The sequence below is a fragment of the Protofrankia sp. Cas4 genome, from assembly GCF_963555915.1.
Classification (GTDB): domain Bacteria; phylum Actinomycetota; class Actinomycetes; order Frankiales; family Frankiaceae; genus Protofrankia.
Window position 1 is genome coordinate 1 of record NZ_CAUVXL010000071.1, and the last position, 22,256, is coordinate 22,256.

Annotated in this window: 19 protein-coding genes and 2 pseudogenes; 5 read left to right on the forward strand and 16 right to left on the reverse strand. The window is 68.4% G+C overall.

All coding sequences use genetic code 11. From position 1 onward, the window contains the following. Positions 1-294, reverse strand: a pseudogene (locus tag U9979_RS07195) (DUF222 domain-containing protein); the annotation flags it as partial. Between the two features lie 194 nt (positions 295-488). Between U9979_RS07195 and U9979_RS07200 the strand changes: the two are divergent. After that, positions 489-614: pseudogene (locus tag U9979_RS07200) on the forward strand (M20 family peptidase); the annotation flags it as partial. A 138-nt stretch (positions 615-752) separates the two neighbouring features. On the opposite strand, the gene U9979_RS07205 reads toward U9979_RS07200, so the two are convergent. Together U9979_RS07205 and U9979_RS07210 are read right to left on the reverse strand one after the other, a co-directional pair. Beyond that, positions 753-2,027: a DUF6986 family protein gene (locus tag U9979_RS07205; RefSeq protein WP_322778753.1), complete on the reverse strand. Its 1,275-nt coding sequence runs from the start codon at positions 2,025-2,027 to the stop codon at positions 753-755. A gap of 119 nt (positions 2,028-2,146) precedes the next feature. Then, positions 2,147-2,977, reverse strand: a complete 831-nt coding sequence (locus U9979_RS07210) for a class I SAM-dependent methyltransferase (RefSeq protein ID WP_322778754.1) — start codon at positions 2,975-2,977, stop codon at positions 2,147-2,149. Positions 2,978-2,983: 6 nt separating this feature from the next. Here U9979_RS07210 and U9979_RS07215 point away from each other — a divergent pair, with 6 nt between their 5' ends. Next, complete coding sequence (locus tag U9979_RS07215; RefSeq protein ID WP_322778755.1) at positions 2,984-3,154, forward strand: hypothetical protein; 171 nt, start codon at positions 2,984-2,986, stop codon at positions 3,152-3,154. Here U9979_RS07215 and U9979_RS07220 read toward each other — a convergent pair. From U9979_RS07220 to U9979_RS07235, 4 genes are all read right to left on the reverse strand, one after another. Beyond that, positions 3,151-4,056 carry a 1-aminocyclopropane-1-carboxylate deaminase/D-cysteine desulfhydrase gene (locus tag U9979_RS07220; RefSeq protein ID WP_322778756.1) on the reverse strand — a complete coding sequence of 302 codons (906 nt, stop codon included), beginning with the start codon at positions 4,054-4,056 and terminating at the stop codon, positions 3,151-3,153. The genes U9979_RS07215 and U9979_RS07220 overlap by 4 nt on opposite strands. Before the next feature lie 425 nt (positions 4,057-4,481). Then, positions 4,482-5,315 (reverse strand): HAD-IIA family hydrolase, encoded by an 834-nt coding sequence (locus tag U9979_RS07225; RefSeq protein WP_322778757.1) that lies wholly within the window; start codon positions 5,313-5,315, stop codon positions 4,482-4,484. 122 nt (positions 5,316-5,437) lie between these two features. After that, positions 5,438-6,787: an 8-oxoguanine deaminase gene (locus U9979_RS07230; RefSeq protein WP_322778767.1), complete on the reverse strand. Its 1,350-nt coding sequence runs from the start codon at positions 6,785-6,787 to the stop codon at positions 5,438-5,440. Positions 6,788-6,862: 75 nt separating this feature from the next. Beyond that, a complete protein-coding gene (locus tag U9979_RS07235; RefSeq protein WP_322751459.1) occupies positions 6,863-7,600 on the reverse strand; it encodes an FkbM family methyltransferase in 738 nt (245 codons plus the stop codon). Between the two features lie 341 nt (positions 7,601-7,941). Here U9979_RS07235 and U9979_RS07240 point away from each other — a divergent pair, with 341 nt between their 5' ends. Further along, the gene (locus tag U9979_RS07240; RefSeq protein WP_322751456.1) at positions 7,942-8,766 is read left to right on the forward strand and encodes an RNA methyltransferase; all 825 of its coding nucleotides are present in this window, start codon (positions 7,942-7,944) and stop codon (positions 8,764-8,766) included. Positions 8,767-8,832: 66 nt separating this feature from the next. Here the strand turns inward: U9979_RS07240 and U9979_RS07245 are convergent, their stop codons facing one another. The 3 genes from U9979_RS07245 to U9979_RS07255 all read right to left on the reverse strand — a co-directional run bounded on the left by U9979_RS07245 (position 8,833) and on the right by U9979_RS07255 (position 11,968). Next, on the reverse strand, positions 8,833-10,074 hold the full coding sequence (locus U9979_RS07245) for an extracellular solute-binding protein (RefSeq protein WP_322778758.1): 1,242 nt from the start codon (positions 10,072-10,074) through the stop codon (positions 8,833-8,835). 227 nt (positions 10,075-10,301) lie between these two features. Continuing rightward, positions 10,302-11,372, reverse strand: coding sequence for an agmatinase (speB, locus tag U9979_RS07250; RefSeq protein ID WP_322778759.1), 1,071 nt, complete (start codon positions 11,370-11,372; stop codon positions 10,302-10,304). A gap of 62 nt (positions 11,373-11,434) precedes the next feature. After that, positions 11,435-11,968 carry a hypothetical protein gene (locus U9979_RS07255; RefSeq protein ID WP_322755705.1) on the reverse strand — a complete coding sequence of 178 codons (534 nt, stop codon included), beginning with the start codon at positions 11,966-11,968 and terminating at the stop codon, positions 11,435-11,437. Positions 11,969-12,227: 259 nt separating this feature from the next. Between U9979_RS07255 and U9979_RS07260 the strand changes: the two genes are divergently transcribed. Next, on the forward strand, positions 12,228-13,559 hold the full coding sequence (locus U9979_RS07260) for a hypothetical protein (protein ID WP_322778760.1): 1,332 nt from the start codon (positions 12,228-12,230) through the stop codon (positions 13,557-13,559). Positions 13,560-13,802: 243 nt separating this feature from the next. Beyond that, positions 13,803-15,143: an ABC transporter substrate-binding protein gene (locus U9979_RS07265; protein ID WP_322751356.1), complete on the forward strand. Its 1,341-nt coding sequence runs from the start codon at positions 13,803-13,805 to the stop codon at positions 15,141-15,143. Positions 15,144-15,344: 201 nt separating this feature from the next. On the opposite strand, the gene U9979_RS07270 is transcribed toward U9979_RS07265, so the two are convergent. From U9979_RS07270 to U9979_RS07295, 6 genes are all read right to left on the reverse strand, one after another. Beyond that, a complete protein-coding gene (locus U9979_RS07270; RefSeq protein WP_322751353.1) occupies positions 15,345-16,025 on the reverse strand; it encodes an ABC transporter ATP-binding protein in 681 nt (226 codons plus the stop codon). After that, positions 16,022-16,786, reverse strand: coding sequence for an ABC transporter ATP-binding protein (locus tag U9979_RS07275; RefSeq protein ID WP_322751354.1), 765 nt, complete (start codon positions 16,784-16,786; stop codon positions 16,022-16,024). Before U9979_RS07275 ends, U9979_RS07270 begins: the two co-directional genes overlap by 4 nt. Then, complete coding sequence (locus U9979_RS07280; RefSeq protein WP_322778761.1) at positions 16,783-18,954, reverse strand: ABC transporter permease; 2,172 nt, start codon at positions 18,952-18,954, stop codon at positions 16,783-16,785. The genes U9979_RS07275 and U9979_RS07280 overlap by 4 nt, the downstream gene beginning before the upstream one ends. Positions 18,955-18,997: 43 nt before the next feature. Continuing rightward, complete coding sequence (locus U9979_RS07285; RefSeq protein ID WP_322750933.1) at positions 18,998-19,561, reverse strand: hypothetical protein; 564 nt, start codon at positions 19,559-19,561, stop codon at positions 18,998-19,000. Between the two features lie 268 nt (positions 19,562-19,829). Then, positions 19,830-20,807, reverse strand: coding sequence for an NAD-dependent epimerase/dehydratase family protein (locus U9979_RS07290; RefSeq protein WP_322778762.1), 978 nt, complete (start codon positions 20,805-20,807; stop codon positions 19,830-19,832). Positions 20,808-20,820: 13 nt separating this feature from the next. Continuing rightward, positions 20,821-22,256: helix-turn-helix domain-containing protein (locus U9979_RS07295; protein ID WP_416219655.1), on the reverse strand; the 1,436-nt coding region annotated here is incomplete at its 5' end.

Sequence of the window (22,256 nt, forward strand, 5' to 3'; positions counted from 1 at the left end):
CCGGGCGTCACCGGGGCGTAGGCGCAGCCGGTGGCGTAGCAGCGCGGCGGTGCTGGTCGCACCCTGGCCGGCGGCGAGATCCCGTCCGTCGGCTTCCCGGACCAGCCGTAGCCGCAGCGCCGCCATCGTGGCCAGCAGCCGTTCGCCGTCCTCCAACGCGGCGAGCAGCTCGGCGTCGGACAGCGACCACACCGACGTTTCGGCGAGGGCGTCCACGTCGGTGGCGACCGCGTCCAGTCCGGTGAGCAGCGGATGCTCCCGGCCCGGGCCGGCGGTGGCGGTGGCGCTCTGCATAGATCAACGATAACCCGATATCGACCTAAAGTCGAACATTTGTTCGTATTGGTTGCGAATATTGGCGCGGTCGGCGCGGTCTCTGCCCGTGCCGACCGGCCTGTTGACGGCGGCGCTCGAGCTGCTGACGGCCATCGCCGCGGACACCGATGCACGCTGGCCTCGACCCGCACCTCGCAGGTGCAGGTCGAGGCGCGGGACCATCCAACATCGGTAACTACCTGGCGGGCCTGGGCATCCCGGCAACCGCCGGCTTCGGGGTGGCCTACGAGGGGATGCACGCCGCTTACTACGCCGCGGTGTTCACGCTGCTGCGCTGAGCGCTGAACTTCGTCACTGGCCGCGTGGTGTGCGGGTGACCAGCCGCTGACCCATCACCGTGAGGACCACGATGCCCACAACGGCTGCTGAGATCGGGCGCGGCACAGCACGACGGAGGCGCTCGCAGGAGATCGCCCTCAACAGATCACTGGCCCGTCGGCGGGGATGGGCCGTTCGCGGGTAAGCCCGACCGGAAGGTCTGCGTCGTCGAGAAGGCCGGCGTCGAGCGCGCGCTGGATGTGGCCGGCCAGCGCCCGGGCGGTCGCGGGTTCGTCGGCGACAGCTCCCGATCCGGCCGTTCCCGACCCGGCCATGCCCGACCCGGCCGTGCCGGTCCAGGCCGAAAGGCGGGCGAGCGCCGCGGGCAGGCCGGTGAGTAGGCAGGCCGCCACGGTCGCATGTCGGGAGACCAGTTGCGCCGGGTGTAGATCCCAGCCCTGGTAGATCCCCCGCATCCAGGCGCGGCGGACCAGGTCGGCGTGGCGCCGCCAGGCCGCGTGCACCGCGGCCCGGTCCCCGACGGGCAGCAGGTTGGACGAGCCGTCCGCGACCTGAACGCCGGTACCGGCCGCAACCAGCTGCATGAGCGCGGTGGCGAGTTCCACCGCCGGATGATCGCTGGCCTGGTGTTCGGCGCTCACGCCCAGCGCCGCCGAGTAGTCGTAGGTGCCCACGTGCAGGCCGGTCAGGCGGGGCCGGCCCGCGGCCACGATCGCGGGCAGCGCCAGTACCGCGGCCGGGGTCTCGACCTGCACCTCCAGCCGGATGCCCGCGCCGAGGCCGGAACCGATGTCCAGGCGATTCTCAAGTTCGGTGAGGATGTCGCAGAACACCGTGACCTGCGCGGGAGTGCTTACTTTCGGTAGCGTCACCACGAGCCCGGGCGGGATGGCTCCGCCTGCGGCGAGGGTGGTCACGAACAGGTCCAGGCTGCGTAGCCCGCGGGTCCGCACGGCCGGGTCCAGGGATTTGGGGCGGAGCCCGTAGGACGCGGGTAGCCGGCCGGCGTCCGCGGCCGCGCGCAGCGCATCGGCCGCCGCGACGGCGTGGGCGTCCTCCTCGGCGTCGTCGTGGTCGCCGTAACCGTCCTCAAAGTCCACCCGCAGGTCGGCGATCGGGGCGGTGGCGAGCACCCGGCGGACATGGGCGTGCACCCGTTCGGCCAGCTCGCCCGGGATGCCGGTCACGGCCGCCAGCATCGGCGGTTCGCCGGCGTGGGTGTCGAGCGTGGCCAGCGCGGCGGCACCCCAGTCGTCGGCGAGGGTCGCCCTCATCTGGTCGGCTGGCACATAACAGGTGTGGACGGGTTGGCGGACGGCCGGTTCACCGGGAAAGCGCGCGGCCAGGTCAGCATCGACCCGGGCCAGGGGAGCGGTCAGCGCGGCGGTCACGTCATCCGGCAGCGTGGGCACGTCTGTGAGTGTCGGGCGCGGGCCATCGGGACGCACCCGTTGAGCGTTAGCGCACCTATTCGATCATGTTCGGGTCCAGCTACGGAAGTCTGTTTTTCGGTAGTGGCGGTTGTCTTCGATCAGTGTCCGTAGACAGAGACGTGGTTGCGGCTCGTCGAGGTGAAGGGCTCTCGGTCCCAACCGGCCCAGCGGTCCTTCAGTCGTAGCCCAGCGATTCGTGCCATCAGGTCAAGCTCACTGGGCCATGCGTAGCGTGTGACGATTGGGAAGAAGCGCAAGCCCTCCGGGGACAGCACCACGTGGCTCTCGTCGAGCCGCTGCGTGACCGGGTCGTGGCGCCCTACGTCGAATCGGACCTGGTCGACACCGATGTGCTCGGCGTCCACGTACTGGTCGTCCCGAAGCCGGCTCAGGAAGCTCGGGACGAACGCCTCGACGACGAAGAGCCCGTCGGTGGTGAGGTGGTTGGCCACGTTCTCGAAGCAGCGGACCTGGTCCTCCTGGGTCAGGAGGTTGAACAGCGTGTTGAACACGATGAAGATCAGCCTGTAGGTGCCCTCGACCGGCACGCCAGCGAAGTCACCCATCGTGATCGATAGGTTCTCGCCGCCCGGCTTGGCGCGAAGCTTGCCGACCATCGAGGGCGAGAGGTCGACACCGTCGACCCGGATGCCCGTTGCGGCCAGGGGAAGCGCGATGCGTCCGGTACCGATCGCGAGTTCGAGAGCGGGCCCTCCGCGTGCCAGCTCACACAGGAGCGCGACCGTGGACGGCTCGTCGCCCCGGGGTTCGGTGTCGTACACGTCCGCGGCGTCCTCGCCGAAGCTGTCCATCGGCTGGTAGTCCCTCATGACGCCAGTGATGCCACCGTCCTCCGACCAGCGCAACGGATTTTTTCGGATGTCGGCCCGCGGACCCGCGTAGGCGAGGTGGCCATCCGGTGCCAGCACCAGCAGGTGGTCGCACCGCTGGCCCTACGGGTGTCGAGTGGCCCCGATCAACCACCACGCGCACACGATACCGACCCGACAATCCGGTCCGTCCTGCGCCCTGACGGCGGCGATGGCGTCGTGATCAAGGATGGCTGGCTGTGGGGCCGGGCGCAGCAGAGCTTCGTGGAGAGCTAATCCGGCTCCGGGCCGCCAGCGATCACGGCCGCGATAGTTGAGCTGGACGGGAACGTGCCTGCGGCCATCAGGGCGTACACGCCAAAGAGCATCTTGGCTTCATACACCCAGTCGAGCGTGATGTGATGCGTCGCCTCGAACCAGTCCATGAACTCGTTGAGCTCAGGTTTGCGCGTGGCATAGCCGCCGAAGTGGAAGTCGGTCTCAATCCACCAGTTCGACAGGTGCTCTTTGCCGACGGCGGCGAGTAAACCCCTTACGTCATCCGCAAGGAAGCTGCCGCCCTTCAACGACGAGAAGCCGACAACCTGAGCCTTACCGTCCAGTCCATAAACGATGCCGGCCATCGTGGCGCCGGTGCCGACAGCGCAGGTGATGTAGTCACAGTGGATATCGATTTCATCGACCAGCTCGGCGCATCCGCGTACCGCCAGCGTGTTGCTCGCGCCTTCGGGGAGCAGGTAGAACTCGCCGTAGGTGTCAGCTAGTCCCGCAAGGAACTCGGGACTTGTCTTCTGACGGTATTCCTCGCGCGTGATGTAGGCCAGTTCCATGCCGTGATCCAGACAGAACTGCAGTGAGCGGTTCGGCGGGTGGTGTTCCTCACCTCGGACAATGCCGATGGTGGGCAGGTCTGCTGCCTGCCCGATAGTCGCTACTGCTCGTAGCAGGTTGGAGTACGCCCCACCGAAGGTCAACAGCTTTGGGTAATCCGCCGACATAGCTGCTGACATGTTGTACTTGAGCTTGCGATACTTGTTGCCCGGCACGTCTGCGAGCGCTAGATCGTCTCGTTTCAGGTAGAGCTGCACATCGGCGGTCCGTGTCGTGTCGTCTACGATGTGGTGTAACGGCGTTGGGAAAGCGGCGCTCCAGTTACCCGGTCCCAGGCCACTCGTCACAGCGCACCGCCTCCGCCTCGTGGGCCAACAGAGAAGCCTGGCCCTTGTGACACGTTAGTGGCTGTGATCTTGCTCTGATCGCAAGGCCGGAGGCCACCCCGGTGGGGGTGTGGATCAAGGAGTGGGGCCGGGTGCGTAGGTCGTTGAGGCCGTCCTGATGACCGGAACCACCTACCGTTCGGCCGAATGTCGTCCGACAGGAGGTGGAAGCGGCCGTTATAGCGACCATTTTGACCTACCGCTTCGCTGTCGCCGGCCGTGACCGGCCGCGACGATGAACCTCCGGCCTCTTTCTGACCACCAGCGGAGCACGTTCGTCAGTGTTGACGGGCCCAGCGGTTCCGAGGCTGATCGGCCCGTCTTGGCTGTCATCCTCGATGCCCCGCGTGCGGGCATGGTATCGGGGAGAACCGGTGACCGAATTGCTACTCGGTGACGCCGGCCCGCGGCTGCGCGGGTATGGTCACCTGCCCGGGGCGCACGCCGACCGGAAGTCGGGCGATGCTCTCCAGCACCAGCGTCGGCCGGTAGGGGAACCGGTCGATGTCGGCTGCGGACGTGATGCCGGACAGGACCAGGACCGTCTCCATTCCCGCCTCCAGCCCGGAGATCACATCGGTGTCCATCCGGTCGCCGATCATGACGGTGGTCTCGCTGTGTGCCTGGAGGGTGTTGAGCGCGCTGCGCATCATCAACGGGTTCGGCTTGCCGACGAAGTACGGGACCACGCCGGTCGCCTTGGTGATCAACGCTGCCACGGCGCCGGTGGCCGGGAGGAGACCTTCGGTGGACGGTCCGGTCGGGTCCGGGTTTGTCGCGATGAACCGGGCTCCGTCCCGGACCAGTCGGATCGCGCGGGTGATCGCCTCGAAGCTGTACGTCCGGGTCTCGCCGAGGACGACGTACTCCGGTGATCGGTCGGTCAGTACATAGCCGATGTCGTGCAGTGCCGTGGTCAGGCCGGCCTCACCGACGGCGTGCGCGGTGCCGCCGGGGCGCTGCGAGTGCAGGAACTGCGCGGTGGCCAGCGCGGAGGTCCAGATCCGCTCGGACGGGATCGCCAGCCCGGCATCACGTAGCCGGACTCCAAGGTCGCGGGCTGTGAAGATCGAATTGTTGGTGAGGACGAGATAGCCCAACCCCGCGTCCGTGACCGCCTGCAGGAACGCGGCCGCGCCCGGGACGGGCTGGGATTCGTGCATCAGCACGCCGTCCATGTCGATCAGATAATTCTCGATGGATGTGGGCTCGGTCGCCATCGTCGCTCCTGGCCGTGGTGGGGACGGTTCCGAAATCGGTTCTATCGGGCCGATCATCTCAGGTCGATCGTGCGCCGTCGTGCGCAGGAGGGTGCAGGAGGGTGCAGGAGGGCACAACGCCCTTACCACAGCCCCTGGATGCGTGCGGCGATCACGCGGTGGCGGCGCAGCATCTCGTCGAGATCGGGGTGGACGGGCCGGCCGTCGCACACCACCGGCGTGCCGGCGACCACGGTGTGCCGGGCGGCGACCGGTCCGCAGCGCAGCCACGCCTCCACCGGGTCGGTCAGGGCCCCGGCAAAGCTGATCCCGTCCAGCGGCCAGGCCACCAGATCACCGACCGCGCCGACGGAGAGCTCACCGATCTCGCCGGCCCGCCCGAGGCAGCCCGCGCCGCCACGGGTGGCGATCTCAAGGGCATCCCGGGCGGACATCGCCGCCGCCCCGCCGCGCAACCGCCCGAGCAGCATCGCAGTGCGGGCCTCCAGCCACAGGGACGCCGCGTCCGCCGAGGACGAGCCGTCGCAGCCGAGCCCGACCGGCACACCGGCCGCCCGCAGCTGCGCGACCGGCGCCAGCCCACCACCGAGGATCATGTTGCTGCTCGGGCAGTGCGCGACCCCGGTTCCCCACCGGCCCAGCCGGGCGACTTCGGCCGGGTTCGGGCAGATGCAGTGGGCGACCCAGGCCCGGTCACCGCCCCAGCCGACGTCGTCGAAGTGCTCGATCGGACGCCGGCCGTAGGTCGCCAGGCAGTAGTCGTCCTCCTGCGGGTCCTCGGCGAGATGGGTGTGCAGCCGCACGTCGAGACGTTCGGCGAGCTCGGCGGTGGCCCGCATCAGCTCGGGGCTGACCGAGAAGGGTGAGCAGGGCGCCAGCGCGATGCGGAGCATCGCACCGTGGGCGGGGTCGTGATGGGCGGCGACAAGGGCCGCCGAATCCGCGAGGATCTCGTCGGGATCCTGGACGACGGAGTCCGGCGGTAGGCCGCCGTCCTTCACTGACAGTGACATCGACCCCCGCGTCGGGTGGAACCGCATCCCCAGCGTGCGGGCCGCGGCTATCTCGGCGGAGATCAGGTCCCCGGCGCCGCGCGGGTGGACGTACATGTGGTCAGTGGTGGTTGTGCAGCCGCCGAGCGCCAGCTCGGTCAGGCCGACGTAGGCGGAGACGTGCACCGCCTCTTCATCGAGGCGTGCCCACAGCGGGTAGAGCGTGCGCAGCCAGGTGAACAGCGTCCCGGACACCGACGGCGCGAACGACCGGGTGAGGTTCTGGAAGAGGTGATGATGGGTGTTGATCAGGCCGGGGGTGACCAGACAGCCGCTCGCCTCCAGGGTGCGACGAGCCGCCGGGAGCGGGTCGGTGGACGCACCGACGGCGCTGACCAGGCCGTCTGACACCGCGACCCAGCCGCCGGGCAGCTCGCGGCGCTGGTCGTCGACCGTCACGACCATGTCGGCGCCGCGCACCAGCAGGTCGACGGGTGCGGGGATGCGCCGTGCGGTCGTGGCCGCCGGTTCGAACGCGCGATCCAATACAGGCTCTTATCGGACGGGTAGGAACAGAATCGTGTTGACGTATCGCCGGCCGCTTCCGGTCGCGACTGCATGAAGGTATCCGCGCTGCGCCACCCGCGCCATCGCCCGCTGGTGGGCGCCGAGATCGAATCCGGCCAGCGGGCGCATTTTCCCGTTCTGAAGGAACGAGCCCTCGTAATTCCAGCTTTGGAGCAGTTCCACGGTTGCGCTGGCAGGGCTCCGGTTATCTTCGACTTCGATGATGAGGGCGGGACGCCAGCGGTTGACGATTCCCTCCGCACCCTTCAGCGCCGACAGCTCATGCCCCTCCACATCGATTTTCACCAGGCCGACGTCCTCGAGGTCGAGCGTGTCAAGACGGATCGTCTCGATTTTCACGCTGCTGCCGTCGGGTCGGGGGATCAGCGAGGCCCGGCCCTCGGTACCCCGGCCCCCGGGCGGGAGCCACAACTCCGCAAAGCCGTCGGCATCGGATGCCGCTTTTGCCACCACCGTGACATTCGGCCGGCTGGTGCGGGCGATGAACGCTGCCAGGTCGGGATTGGGTTCCACGGTCGTGACGCAACGGGCGCGCCTCGATAACCAATGGGTCCATGGGCCGTACCAGGCCCCTACGTCCAGGGCCGTCTGGTGGGGGGCCACGAACGTTCCAATCCGACCGAGTATCGGCTCGAAACGACGGTGTGCCAGGGCGATCGCGGTTGCGAATGCCCGATCGGGCACCAGTTCGGCGATGGAGCTCATGACAGCCACAGGGGGGCTTCCTTCTCCAAGGGCGACTTGTCAGGCGGACGTGCGGTCGCGACGGAAGTCGGACCGAGAACAGAAGAAACACGCTCCGTGCGCTTCGATGCAGATGTAGATGCTGTGTTGCGGGTGATGCGCTGTGTTGCGGGTGATGCGCCGTGTTGCAGGCGATACGTTGTGTTGCGGACGATACACCGTGTAGCCGGCGGCCTATCACTCGCAGACGATTGGCCCAAGGATAGACCATTGCGTGAACAGCGCGCACCCGGGTGCCGCTGCACGGGGGGAGAGGCCACGGGGGAGAGGCATGGTGGGATGCGAGACGATGGGGACGGGCGGTGGTTGGTTTGGGTATTGTGGAGATCATCGATCCGGCCGATGTTCGGGTCCGCGACTATGTCGGGTTGACCGATGTGGCTCTGCGTCGACGGCGGGAGCCCGCCGAGGGGCTGTTCATCGCCGAGGGTGAACTGGTCATCGAACGGGCCCGGCGCGCCGGCCACCGGCCGCGTTCGTTGCTGGTCGGGCCGTCAAAGCTCGCGCTGGTGCCGGACGATCTCGACCCGGACGTCCCGGTCTACCTCGCCGGCCCGGATGTGCTCGCCGCGATCACCGGGTTCGAGGTGCATCGCGGGGCACTCGCCTCGATGTGCCGCCGTCCGCTGATTCCCGTGGCGGATGTCCTGGCCGGCGCGAGCCGGGCACTTGTCTGTGAGGACGTGGTGAGTCACACCAACCTTGGGGCGATCTTCCGTTCGGCGGCCGGGCTCGGGATGGACGCCGTCCTGCTCAGCCCGCGCTGCGCGGACCCGCTCTACCGCCGCTCGGTGCGGGTGTCGATGGGGGAGGTGTTCGCCGTCCCCTACGCTCGCCTCGATCCATGGCCGGCGGCGCTGTCGCTGCTGGTGGAGCACGGGTTCGCGGTGGTCGCGCTCACGCCGTCCCCGGACGCGGTGGCGCTCGACGAGCTGAGCACCCGACCGCACGAGAAGCTGGCGCTGCTGCTCGGCTCGGAAGGCCCGGGCCTTACGCAGGCGGCCCTTGACGCGGCCACCACCCGGGTGCGAATCCCGATGGCCAACGGGGTGGATTCGCTCAACGTCGCAGCGACCGCGGCGATCGCCTGCTACGCTCTCGGCCGCCGCCCGGCGGCCACCCGCTGACCTGTGCGTTGTGCTGGCTGTAGTGACTGCGGTGACTGCGGTGACTGTGGTTGGCGGAACCGGTTCTCAGGTGCTGGTGCGGAATTCGTCCCAGATCGACCGCCAGCGTCGGTCGGTGTCAGGGTCCAGCTCCAGAATACGCTGGCCGGTGGCGAAGTACGCCGGTTCCACAACCGCGCTCGCCAGGCTTGCTGGGAGGAATCCCTGTCCGACGAGTCCGGCAGAGGTGATGCGATTCTGCGGCGGCTGGTATCCAATCGCCGCGAAGTTACCCAGTACGACGCCGAAGTCGAGCATGTGGTTGAGGAACATGTGCGCGGCTACCGGGCTTTTGCCGGCCCGAAGGATCACCATCAGATCGTTGTCCGCCTGGTGGCGGGCGTCGGTCGGGGACCAGTAATGCAGGATGTTCGGGTCGGCATCCTTGGCTAGGTAGTTCCGGGCGTTGATCACGTCTCCCGACCATGCCTGGACAATGGGGAAGTGCCCGCCGGGCAGGTCCCGGTAGTTGGTGATCGTCGCTTTGGGCCGGGTCGCGCGGACCATGTCGGCCAGTTGGGTCCGGACGAGATCGAGATCATCGTTTCGGTCGGTGTTCAGGTCGAGACCGTTGCGCAGCAGGACCATACCCATCACGGCGCGATAGTCGTTGATCACGGAGATCTTGTCGCGGTACCGGCCGTCCCAGAAGACGTCGAACGGGTTGTCCCTTGCGCTGATGTCCTCGGTAATGATGTCCGACCGCCAGGCGATGCCCGTGTTGTAGACGGTGTACGGCACGGTGTAGCGCCACTGCAGGTCGTAGAAGGGATTGGAGAAGTCCGGCCACACCTGGTTGATGTTCGGGATGTAGCTGTGGTTCAGCGGTCGTAGATGGCCGTTGCCGACCAGCCTGGGGAGCTGGTCGTAGCTTGGCAGGTAGATGTCGTAGTCGACGGTGCCGGCCGCGATTGCCTCCAGCGCCACGCGGTTGTCGCTGAAGGTCGTCACGTCGACGGTCACACCCGTCGAGTCACGGAAGGACTTCAGCGCCTGCGGGTCGATGTAGTCGGGCCAGTTGAAGATCTTGAGGGTTCGGTCGCGTTCCGGCTGCAGGCTACCCGCGATGGGCCGGTTGTCCCCGCTGATGGGCCATAGCACCGGGTTGCCCGGGCTGGGTTTGGGCAGCCGCTGGTCGGTGACCTTGCCGGTGGACGAATCCGAACATGCCGCGACCAGCGCCGACAGTCCGGTCGCCGCGGCCGCGCCGATCGATCCGCGCAGGAACGAACGACGGCTCGTTGCTCGCCGGGGCTGCCGTCCCTGCATGGGCGCCACCTCAAGTTCTCCGGGGACTGCGGCCTCCGTGCGCGCGATCTGACGATCGTCGCGCGCCCTTTGGCCCTCTAGGGGGAGTCTGCGGGAGAGTACCGGACCGTACTGTCCCTTATGTTCCCAAAAGCGGTTGCCCTGCCCAACAGAGGGTCCTTGGTAGCACTCCGCATGAACCCCTGATTGTGCTGGCGCTCTGGTCTACCAGCACAATGCGTGACGTTTTACGTCGTGGCGCGTGGGTCGCGGCCGGGCAGGTCGGGCACGCCACCGGCGGCGGTGCGCCGACGATGGGCCAGGGCGGCGAAGATCTCCATCGCGACTCGATGGGCGTTGTTGACGGTGTTCTCGGCGTGGTCGTAGGGGGGCGAGACCTCAACGATGTCCGCCGCGACCAGCGGGGTGTCCAGCGTGATCTGACGGACGGCGCGCAGCAGGTCCGCGGGTGTCATGCCGCCTGGTTCGGGAGTGCCGGTACCCGGTGCGAAGCCGGGGTCGAGCACGTCGATGTCCACTGACAGATAGAGCGCGCGGCACCCGTCCACAGCCTGGGCAATCGCGTCGGTGACAACCGCGCGTGATCCGCGGTCCCAGATCTCGTGCATCAGGTGCCACCGCATGCCCTGTTCGCGCATCCAGGCGAACACATCCGCCGGCGGCCAGTAACCACGTAGGCCGACCTGGACGAAGTTGCGCCCCCGTACGGCTCCGGACTCGATCAGCCGGCGCATGGGTGTCCCGTGCGAGGCGAGGTTGCCATCGATGATGTGCGCGGCGTCGGCGTGCGCGTCGAAGTGCAGCAGGCCGAGTTCCCCCCAGCCGACGGCATCGGCAACCCCGGACGCCGCCGGCCAGGTGATCGAGTGGTCTCCGCCGATGATGACCGGCACGATCCCGAGCCCGGCCACGGCGCCGACCTTCGCGCGGATGTTGCGGTGGGACGCCTCGGTCTGCCCGTGCGGGCAGTGGGCGTCGCCGGCGTCCACGACGTCGAGCCAATCGAAGATCTCAACGCCGAGATCGAGGTGATAGGTGCCGGGCTCGTAGGCGAGCGCGCGCAGGGCCCGCGGGCCGAAACGCGCGCCCGGCCGGTTGGTGGTCGCGATGTCGAACGGCGCGCCGACCACGGCGACGTCTGGGCGACGGGCCGCGAGGTCTGTCGGCGCCGGCAGCCACGGCCGGTGGCAGAAGGTCGCCAGCCCCTCATAGCCGGGGGCGTCGCTCTGCGGGGCCTTGTCTGCCGAGGCCTTGTCTGGCGGAGGCGCATCGTCGGGAGCCTGGTCGTCGGCGGCCATCTGGTCAGCATGACGCCTCCGCCCGCGGCGCGCAGACCGCGGGCGGCAGCGGCGCTATTTGATCATTCTTCGTCGTGGACCCGTACCGCTTCCTCCTCGGGTGCGCCGACATACGGAGAGTCCTCACGACCGCGGCAGCGTCCGCCGATCGGACCGTGTGCGATGAGCTCGCCGGTTGTGACGTTCCGCACGCCCTCGTCATCAGCCAGCAGCGGCGGCGAGGCGTCCGCGACGCCGTCAGCTTCCAGCCCGCGCCCACCCGGCGGGTCGTATGGGGCATAGACATCGGACTCCAGGACGTCGCCTGACTCCAACCGTGCCGCCTCGGCATAGGGATCCGGATCGGGCTGCTCCTGGGAGAGCAACGAGTCCAGGGACTCACCCGCACGCTGCTCCGCTGCGGTCGTCCCGAAGCGCTCGCCGGGGCCGAAGCGATCGGGCGGATCCCAGCCGTCGTCGAGCGGGTCATGCCCCCGGTCGGTCGAGCCGAGGCCGTCGCTGTCGAGACTCTCGGACTGCTCGAGCGGACCGCCATAGGTGTTGATGTAACCGACGTCGACGCTGTCGATGTCGCCGTCCGGCATCAGCTGCGTCATCGTCGCCTCCCGGTTGGATCAATGGATTCTTGATCAATGGATGCTGGATCAGTGGCTTGCCGTCGTTCGGTGTCATCGGTGCATATTCCCGGGATGGACCGCGGGTAACACGCGAAGGCGGTCAGATCACCAAACCACTACGGGACACGCCTCAACCGCTCGCACGGAGCGCCAGGGTCACCACGGACGGACGACAGGTGCCGAAGTTGACCCACCCCGCTTGCAAGCCGATTTTGGATGGCGTATAGCGTCCGGGTTTGTGACTACTGTCGCGGACCGCATTCTTGAGCGGCTGGCAAAGGTTCCGGCCGGCCTGGACGACGGACAGTTGGCGGAAGCGCTTGAGCTTCGCCGCCAGACCGTGAACCAGGTCTGCCGCCGACTGTCGGACAATGGGCGCCTGCACCGCGGGCCCGGCCCGAGCGGGCGCATTGTGAACAGGTTGTTGCCGCAGCACGATGCCTACCCGAAGCCCGTGCCGGCCCAGCCACCCGTGCCGGCCCAGCCACCCGTGCCGGCCCAGCCACCCGTGCCGGCCCAGCCACCCGTGCCGGCCCAGCCACCCGTGCCGGCCCAGCCACCCGTGCGGTCGCCGGAGGACGAGGCTGCGCCGGCTGAGGCCCTACCCTCCCAGCGGGTGACCCGGGAGACCGACGAGGCACAGGTCGTCGCTGACACCGCGGCGAAACCGGATGCACGGACGGTTCCCGCGCCCCGGGATGGGGCTGACAGCGCAGTGCCGGCGAAGCCCGAACCGAAGCGGGCCGCGAGGCCGCCCCGTGCGCCCCGCAAGAAGTCCGGCTCATCGGCGACAGACGCTCCTGGACAGCCAGCAGCGCAGTCGTCGTTGTCCGAACCTGCGCTGGCTGAACCCGTGCTGGCCGAGCCGGTGTCGGTCGACGAGCCACCGCAGGCCGTCCTGGCTTCGACGCCGAAGCCACCTCGGAAGGTGTCGGTCAGGACGAAAACCGTCCGTACCACGTCCAACGGGCAGGTCGTCGACGGTTCGGTTGCAGAGCGGGCCGCCCCGCCGGTTGCAGAGCGGGCCGCCCCGCCGGTTGCAGAGCCGGCTGCCCCGCCGGTTGCAGAGCCGGCTGCCCCGCCGGTTGCAGAGCCGGCTGCCCCGCCGGTTGCGGAGGTGGCCACAGAGCCGGTCGCCACAGGGGTCGAAGCGTTGCCGGAGCCGACCGACGTTGTTCCTACCGTGGTTGTGCCTACCATCATCGTGCCGACTGTGGTTGTACCTACGGTCGTCGAAGCGTTGCCTGTCGCGCCCGGATCGACCGTCGAACGTGATCAGTTGTCCTCCACGGTGACGCTGCTGTCTACCAGCACACCCACGCCCGGTCTCAACGGTGCTGGCTCGGTTGCGGCTGGTCTCGTTGCGCCCGGTACCGCGCCCGGTACCGCGCCCGGTACCGCCTTCAGCGATGGCGAGTTCAGAAACGGTGACTCCAGAAACGGTGACTCCGGGGACAGCGGGAATGATGTTTTCGCGGAGGACGGTCAGGTGCTGGTATCGGCTCAGCCCATCGCGCCGGTGTCGCGCCGACGGTGGTGGCGGCGGTTTCGGACGGGCCACGGTGGTTGACCAAGAAATATGATCATGGAGGTTGGTGTGGCGGGGACGGTGGCGGTGGCGGTGGCGGTGGCGGCCAGACCGTAGCGTTGATTGCTGTGACGACAACGGCCGGGGCCTGGCCAGGCCCCGCGGGACGGTCCTGAACCGGCCCCGGCCTCATGCGGCGTTCGGTGTCGGAAGGACGACGCGCAGAATCCCAGCATGCGCAATAACGTCTGGGGCAACCAACGATCCCGGGGGAGAGTAATGCCCATACGAGCGAGGTCGCTCGTCGTCACAGCCGCACTGTCCGTCCTCGTGCTTGCGGCCTGCGGAAGCAGGGTGAGTAACCAGGGCACGCCGCCCAGCAGCCCATCCCAGGGGGGTGGCGCGAACCCCGCGTCGGACATCGGTGTGACCGCGAACGATATCAAGGTCGGTACCATTATCGGTCTGACGAGTCCGCTGGGGCCGACGACATTCTCCGGCTCCCTATACGGGGCCAAGGCGTACTTCGACGCGCTCAACGCGGCCGGCGGCGTGAACGGCCGCAAGGTGACGTTCGTCCAGTGCGATGACCATGGCAGCGGGCCGGACAACGCAGCGTGCGTGCGCAAGCTCGTCGACGACCAGAAGGTCTTCGCGTTGGCCGGGGTGGCGGCGTTCAACTATGACGGAGCGCCGTACCTCAACTCCAAGGGCGTACCGGACATCGGTGGCCAGCCGATCAACAACGCCTACGACCAGTATCCACACCTTTACTCTCTCTACGGTAGTTACTACCCGCGGGACGGCAGCCGGCCCGGCTACGGCGGCACGCTCTATGCGGGCACGGAGAACTACCGGTGGCTCAAGGAGAACCTGAGCACCACGACCGCGGGGGTCGTGTACTACAACATTGCGCCTTCCCAGCGGTATGCGAAGTCGGTCGCTGACGGTCTGCGTCGCGAGGGGTACACGGTCGTCGAAAAGGAGATCAATTTCGGACTGCCGAACTTCGACGCCGCTGTGCTGGACATGAGGGCGCGCGGGGTTGACGTGATCTTTGATGCGATGGAGGACAACGGCAACCTGTCCCTGTGTAAGTCGATGCAGGCGCAGGGGTTCACGGTCAAGGCGAAGGTGACCACGTCGCAGGGGTGGACCGACACCTTCGGTAAGACGTTCGCGGATACGTCGGGCTGCCGGAACGCCACCTACGCGACCAGCTGGACCCGCAACTACAACGACACGAACAACCCGGCCGTGGCAAAGTTCCGCGAGGCAATGACGAAGTACCAGCCTGCGCGTGAGGGCCAGCTGAACATGTGGACGCTTGAGGGCTATGCGTCCGCCGCTTGGCTCACCGATGCGATGAAGTCCTGCGGCGCCAACCTCACCCGCGTGTGTGTCGAAAGTTTCATGAATCAACCGCAGGACTACAACGGTGACGGTCTGCTCGCTCCGCGCAACTTCACGAAGAGTCCCACCCCTCCGCCGAACGATCGCAACTGCATCGAGGTCGTCCGGTGGCAGGACTCGGCGAATGGCGGGAAGGGAGGCTGGGTTACACAGGGTAAGGATTTGGATACCAATTGCTTTGACGTCCCGAACCTGCCCTACCCGGCCGAGTAATACCGGCTCCGGCGGTGCGACCGGGTTTGTCGCATCGCCGGAGGCCCGAAGTACTCGGGTTGCTGGCCAAAGGCGATGCGATCGTGGTTCTGTCGCATCGCCGGAGGCCGAAGTCCTCGGGTTGCTATTGGAGCGCCCGGTCCGGCCGGTGGGTGACCATCGACCGGACCAGGGCCTGTCAGCCCCGCGACGCCGCGTCCCCTATTGTCGGTCGCCCTTAAGCTCGGCGGGATCGCCGACAAACGAACACTCGCCGCGGTGCAGCACATAGACGACGTCTGCCAGGTTCAGGGCTTCTTCGGTGTACTGGTCGGCGAGCACGACCGTTGTGCCACCGACGGCCACGGTTGCCAGCCACTCGAACAGTTCGCTCGCGATCTTCGGTGAGAGGCCGAGTGACAGCTCGTCGACGAGCAGTACCTTGGGGCGGGCCAGCAGGGCGCGGGCGAGGGCGAGCATCCTCCGTTCCCCGCCGGACAGGGTCCCGGCTCGCTGGGTGAGCCGTCTGGCCTCACCCAGCCGGGGGAAGGCTTCCAGCGCCGGCGAGATGTCCCGATGGCCCGACGCCTCCACGATGATCTGAAGATTCTCCCGCACGGTGAGGCTGGCGAACACCGCCCGCTCGTCCGGCACGAGCATGAGGCCTGCTCGGGCGCGGTCCACCGTGGACATCTTGGTGATCGTCCTGTCACGCCAGGTCAACGATCCTGACCGTAGTGGTAACACGCCGGCGAGCACCCGCAGCGTGGTGCTCTTGCCGGCGCCGTTGACCCCGAGCAGCGCGGTGACCTTGCCGGCCGGAATGGTCAGGTCGAGACCGTGCAGAACTTCGATGGTGCGGTAGCCGGCCCGTGCTCCGGTGAGTATCAGTTCGGCACTCATGCCAACGGCCCCTGGGCAAGGTAGACGGACCGGACGGTCGGGTCGTCGCGGACAGCGGACGGTTCGCCCTCGGCTACGATGCGTCCACCGACCATCGCGTACACCTGGTCGGTGACGGAGAAGACCAGCTCGACATCGTGGTCGACCAGCAGGACGCCGACTCCTTCGGCGGCGACCTGGCGGAGCAGCGCGGACAGCCGCTCGGTTTCCTGCCCGTCGAGGCCGCTCGCGGGCTCGTCCAGCAGGAGGACATCCGGACGGGCGCACAGTGCACGGGCCAACTCGACCAAGCGCAGCGCACCCGTTGACAGCGTCCCCGCGGTCACGTCCGCAATGCCGGTGAGACCGAGTGAATCGAGCGTACGGGTCACCATCCGCTGGGCTCTGACGGTGCCGTGTGGTGTCAGCCCGAACAGCCCACCCGCGTAGTCGCGGCGCCTGTTCTCGGCGCCGACCAGGAGGTTGTCCACGACGGTCATGCTGGAGAACAGCGACGGCACCTGGAAGGTCTGCACCAGACCGCGGCGGGCGCGGACGTCCGGGGACATCCGGGTGATGTTGCGTCCGCCGAGTGAGACCGTGCCCTTGTCCGGTTTTTCCACCCCGGTGAGCAGGCTGAACAGCGTCGACTTCCCGGCACCGTTCGGCCCGATCAGTCCAGTGACCTTGCCTGGCGCGACGGTTATGTCGACCTTGTCGACCGCGGTGAGCCCGCCGTAGCGGCGAACCAGCCCGCGGCCGCGCAGCTCGGCTCGGCTCACGGCGTCATCCCCGGACTCGTCAGAGCCTCCGATCGGGCCGAAGCCTTCGAGTGCGTCAGCGCCTCCGGGCGCGTGACCGCCCGCACCCGGGCTGCGAGGGCCTGGCCGAACGGGGTCAACGTGGTCGCATTCGCGCTCGACGGGTACGGGTATCCGACCGGCACCGCGACGACGGTGCCGACGGTGCCGGCGGTGCCGGTGGTCAGCTCGGCGGATGGGAGAGACGATCGAATCCCGCTCGGGACGGGCAGCGGCCCGGCGGCCTCGGTACGGTCCTCGGCAAGACGGCTGTCCAGGAACGTGACCACGCCCCGGGCGGCGGGGATGAGCCCACCTGGCAGCCAGCCCAGAGCAAGGGCGAGGATGCCGACGGCGAGGGTGGCTGAACCGGCCGGGGCCAGCGTGTCGATGGTGACGATGAAACCGGCCGCGACAACGGCGCCGACAGCACTGTCCGCGCCGAACACGACGACCGCAGTGAACCACAGCAGGCTGTTGAGCGGGGAGAACGTTTCGGCGTCGAAGGAGGAGGTTCCAAGCATCAGCAGGGCACCGCCGAGCCCGGCCACGACCGAGGAGACGGTGAACGACAGCAGCTTGAGGTTGCGGACGTCGACGCCGACCGCGGCCGCACCCTCGGTGTGATCGCGCACCGCCAGCAGTGCCCGGCCCAGCCGCCCTTCATGGAGGTTGCGGACCACGAGCACGCCCAGACCCAGGCAGGCGAGTTCGACGACGTAGAACCAGCGGTCGGACAACGCATGGTGGGCCATGGACAGTGGCGTGACATGCAACTTGGAGACGAACGTCTGCTGCTGGAACACGAAGCGGGACACGACCGCGCCCACCGCGAACGTCGTGAGGGCGAGGGTGAGACCCCGTCGCCGGATCGCGGGGTAGCCGGTGAGCAGGCCGACCGGGGCGACCAGCAGCGCGCCGAGTAGCAGGGCGACAAGACCGGGTAGCGCCGGCAGCCCGAAAAGCTCACCGGCGGTGAGCTTGGCGGACAGCAGCGCGCCGAGCCCGGCGTAGCCGGCCACGCCCAGCGAGACCTGGCCGCTGTAGCCGGTGACGATCACCAGTGACAGGAAGATCAGAGCGATGGCCGGCACGGTGAAGGCATTGCGCAGGTCTGCCGGGGCGAACGTGAGGGGAGCTAGCAGCAGCGCCGCGCCGCCCAGCTTCCCCAGGACATCGCGGCGCTGTCCGCCGGGGCCCGGCGGGCGCGACGGCGGCGCGCCACGACTGGAGAAGCGGCCGGTGGAACCGGCGTCTCCGCCGAGCTCGCGCAATCGGGGGACCAGCAGCAGTAGGATGAGTAGCGCGGCCACGAACAGGTTGGACTGCACGGCGAGGAACAGCGCCGCGAACCTGCCGGTCACCTGGAACTGGCTCAGTTCGCTTTGCAGGATGCCGATGGCAAGGGCCGTGATGACCGCACCGGGCATGCTGGACAGGCGGGCGGCGACGACCACCGCGAAGGTCTCCAGGACCAGCAGGGTGAGTCCGTACGGGGTGAGCTGCAGCCGCGGTGCCAGCAGGATGCCGGTGAACCCGGCGAGGGTGGTACCGACGGCCCATCCGGCAGCCGCGACCCGGTCGGCTGGAATCGCGGAAAGCTCGGCGAGCTGGCGGTCGTCCACCACCGCCTTGACCTGCCGACCGAAAGGGGTGCGGTTCGTGATGACCCCGAGGGCCACGCACACGGCGATGACCAGGCCCAGTTCGGCGAGCGCGTCCACACCGATGCGGTTGTCACCCGGCAGCACGACCGCGCGGGCTGGGAACAGACTCGGCGCGTCTCCGCGGGAACCCAGTCCCCAGATCCCAGCGGTCATTCCGACGGTCAGGACCAGCACGCCCAGACTCGCCACCAGGGATTCGGCGGCGGAGGCGCGCCGGCGGGCGAGCGGGCGGAAGACGAGCCGTTCGAGCAACAGACCGATCACCGGTGAGATCACCGCGAGGCAGAGCAGCGCCGACACCCAGATCGACAGATCCCAGTCAACGACCATCTCGCGGAAGATGTAGGCGACCAGTGCCGCGATGCCACCTTGAGCGATGTTGAGGACACCGTTCGTCCGGTAGGTGATGAGCAGGCCGATGCCGGAAAGTGCGGCGATCGCGCCGATGGAGACTCCGGCGAATGCCAGGTCGATGCTTGTCACCGCCGGTCCTCCCGCCGCGGCCGCGGGGGCTGGCCCGCTGGCCTCACGCGGCGATCTTTGGTTCGCAGATGGTGCACGCCGTCAGGCCACGTGTCGCGATCTGCTCCGGGTCCACGGGCTGCGCCGGTTTCCCGACAATCATGTCGCAGGTGCGACGATGGTAGGTTCGTCCTGCGGGTACCGCGAACAGCCCCCCGTCGTCGTAGCTGTCCGCGCCCGTTCCGGCGGGGGCCGCGCCAGCAGGGGCCGTGCCCCTGACGGCACCGGCGGACGGGGCTTGTCCCGCGCCGGCTGCGGCGACGATAAGCCTGTGCAGGTCGTCGACCTGATGGTCGCTCCGGCGGTCGCCCTTCGAGGTGGCGTCGATCTGGTCGGCGACCAGCAGCGCGCAACCGAGCAGGACGAGGGCGAGCCCGCCGAGCCCGCCGGAGGCGAAGTAGGGTAGCTGACGTCCGGGATCGGTCTCTGCGGAGACACCCAGGTAGCAGCCGAACAGCAGCACTCCACCCGCGATCGCCACAACCCAGCCGCGCACCGTGCGTACCACGTCGACGACTACTCGAGACGTCGGCCGAGGGCGTTGTCCACCCGCAGGCTGTTTATCCACCCTGTGTCTCTCCCCCAGAATGCGCTGCGGTGCTGGCAACCAGCCGGTGGTCCGACACGCGTTGGTCCCGGCGCGGCTGACCGGCCCCGATCAGCGTAGGTCAGATTAGTGCCCGACATGGACGCGTGCTGCGTTGACTTCGCCGAGGGCTTTCTCTGATCGATGCGCTCCTACCTGACGCGGTCAGGCGGGAGCGAGTATCGCAGCAGCACCCATGACACATCCGTCCATATCGCCGATGTCGCCTACATCATAGCTGTCCGCCGACTCAGCCGCCCTGACCGATCATCTGGACGGACGCCCGCGGGGCCGCGTGGTCCCATGCGTCGGCGACGATCCGGTCGATGGTCGAGCGGGTGGGGCGCCAGGTCAGCTCCGCCCGGATCCGGCGGCTGTCGGCGACCAGCATCGGCGGCTCGACCGCCGGTGGCCGGCGCACCCGCCGGACGGTGCGGCCGGTGACGCGTTCGACCGCCGCGAGAACGTCCGCGACGCTGACGCCGACGCCCGTGCCGACGTTGAAGATCTCGCTCTGGCCGGGCGCCACGGCGTCCAACGCCGCGAGGTAGGCATCGGCCATGTCGCCGACGTGCACGTACTCGCGGATCACCGCGCCGTCCCCGTTGACGCCGAAGACATCGGACGCACCCGATGCCACTGCCAGTGCCGCCGGAATGATGCGGGTCCCGTCCCTGTCCGCGTGCACGCCCGCGGCGCCCGCGATGTTGAAGGATCGGAGCACGACCGCGCCGATGCGACCGGTCGCCGCCTGGTGGGTGAGGACCTGCTCGGCGGCAAGCTTGGAGGCACCGTAGGCGTTCGTCGGTGCCGGCGGTTGGGTCTCCGGGATGGGCTGGGTCTCCGGTGTGCCGTAGACCGCGCAGCTCGAACCCAGGACGACGATCGGCGCGATCCCGCTGACCTCGGTGCCGCGTTCGAGGAGACCCAGCAGGTTCACGGTGCCGGTCACGTTGACCGCGAAGTACCGCAGTGGGTCACGCAGGGACTCCCGCACCCGGGTCAGCGCGGCGAGGTGGCAGACCGCGTCGAACCCACGGTCGATGCCTGCCGCCGCGAGTTCGTCGATCTCCAACAGGTCGGCGCTGATGATCTCAGTGCCCGGCGCCAGTCGGGGAGGCGGCAGCTCGTTGTGGATGAGGGCGGTGACCTGATGGCCAGCCGCAGCGAGGGTGTCGGCGACAACCCCGCCCACAAAACCGGCCGCGCCGGTTACGAGAACACGCATGGCCCCGGCGCGTTCAGGACGTGGCCCGCATGTGCAACCCCGGAAGCAGCGTTCCGCGATGGCGCCACGCAAGTTCCAGACAGGCCGCCGCTGAGGGAGCGAGCGGCTCCTGCTCGATCAGCCGGCGGACAGCCGCCGGCGTGAACGGGATGCCGTCGCAGGCGCGCCGACCAGGGCCCGTGGTGACGACGGATCCCTCGGCGTTGATCGGCACCATCCCGCTGAACAGCGTGTCGAACACGTCAGCGTCCACGATCACGACAGTCAGGATCTCACCGAAGAGCGTCAGCGCATCAAGGCCTACGCCGAAACACCACACCCGGACACCGCCGGAGCGTCGGGCCCGCTCCAGTGAACGGAAGGGTTCACTGTTGTCGTAGTCGATCAGTGTGGAGCTGCTGCCATCGTGTTCGGCATTGCCGAGAAGCTCCTCGCTGAGCTCACGCATGATGTTGCGCCACAGATTGAAGTCCGTCCGATGGTGGGAGGCGGAGATCCCTGACGGCTGGAACACCCCGGCTGGTAGGACATGGTAAACACCACCGGCGGTGGCGACCGAGCCGGCACTGCGTCGGTGCAGGACGAAGCTGGCTCGGGTGGTGTCATGACGGATGGTCAGTGTGTTGATCGAGGGCAGCGCGACCCGCCGTCCCAGGTCGAACGGGTCTCCGATGCCGCGCCGGAAGGGCAGCGCCGGCCAGGACAGCCCGCCACCGAGCATGGCGGCGGCCGTCTCGTGCGCGACCGACTCGCAGACGTCGAGGGCGTCGAAGTAGGTGGTGTGTCCGAAGGACATCTGTGGACACCCGCCACCCTCGGGGCGGACGGCGTCCAGCAGTCGGAAGCTCAGGCGGTTCTCGAAGAGGGTGGGCCGGTCGAGGTCGCGCATGGCCCGCGTGTAGGTGCCGAACGCAGACCCGTCGGCGGTGAGCGGGCGTACGTGTTCGGTGTCGGTACCGGCGCCCGACACGGTCGGCGGACTCGCCGTATCCGACCATTCCAGTTCGATGTCGGCGATGTCGACCGGCGCGTCCCACATCCAGCCCGGCCGGGTCAGCAGGCCGTTACCGAGGCGGTAGGTCTCGGGATAGAGCTGGGCGGCGGCGCGGGCCAGGCTGATCCGGTGATGGTTGAGGTGGTCGCGTGTCAGTCGCCACGCGCGCTGGCTCGCCGCAACCCGGTCCGCCAGGGGGTTGGCGGCCGCGACGTCCCGGCGGCCCTCGGAAAGGGAGCCCGCGGCCAGGCCTACGTCCTCGGGTGACAGCGAGAGCCTGCGGGCGATGTGGCGAAGCGTGGAGATGTCGTGGATCGCGCGGCGACCGCTTTCGACCTTTGAGACATAGGACTGGTCGAAGCCGAGCCGTTCGGCGAGTTGCTGCTGGGTGAGTCCGTAGGTCTGCCGGTAGGAGCGGAGCAGCGGGCCCACGCCGGCGGGACGCGATGTCTGGT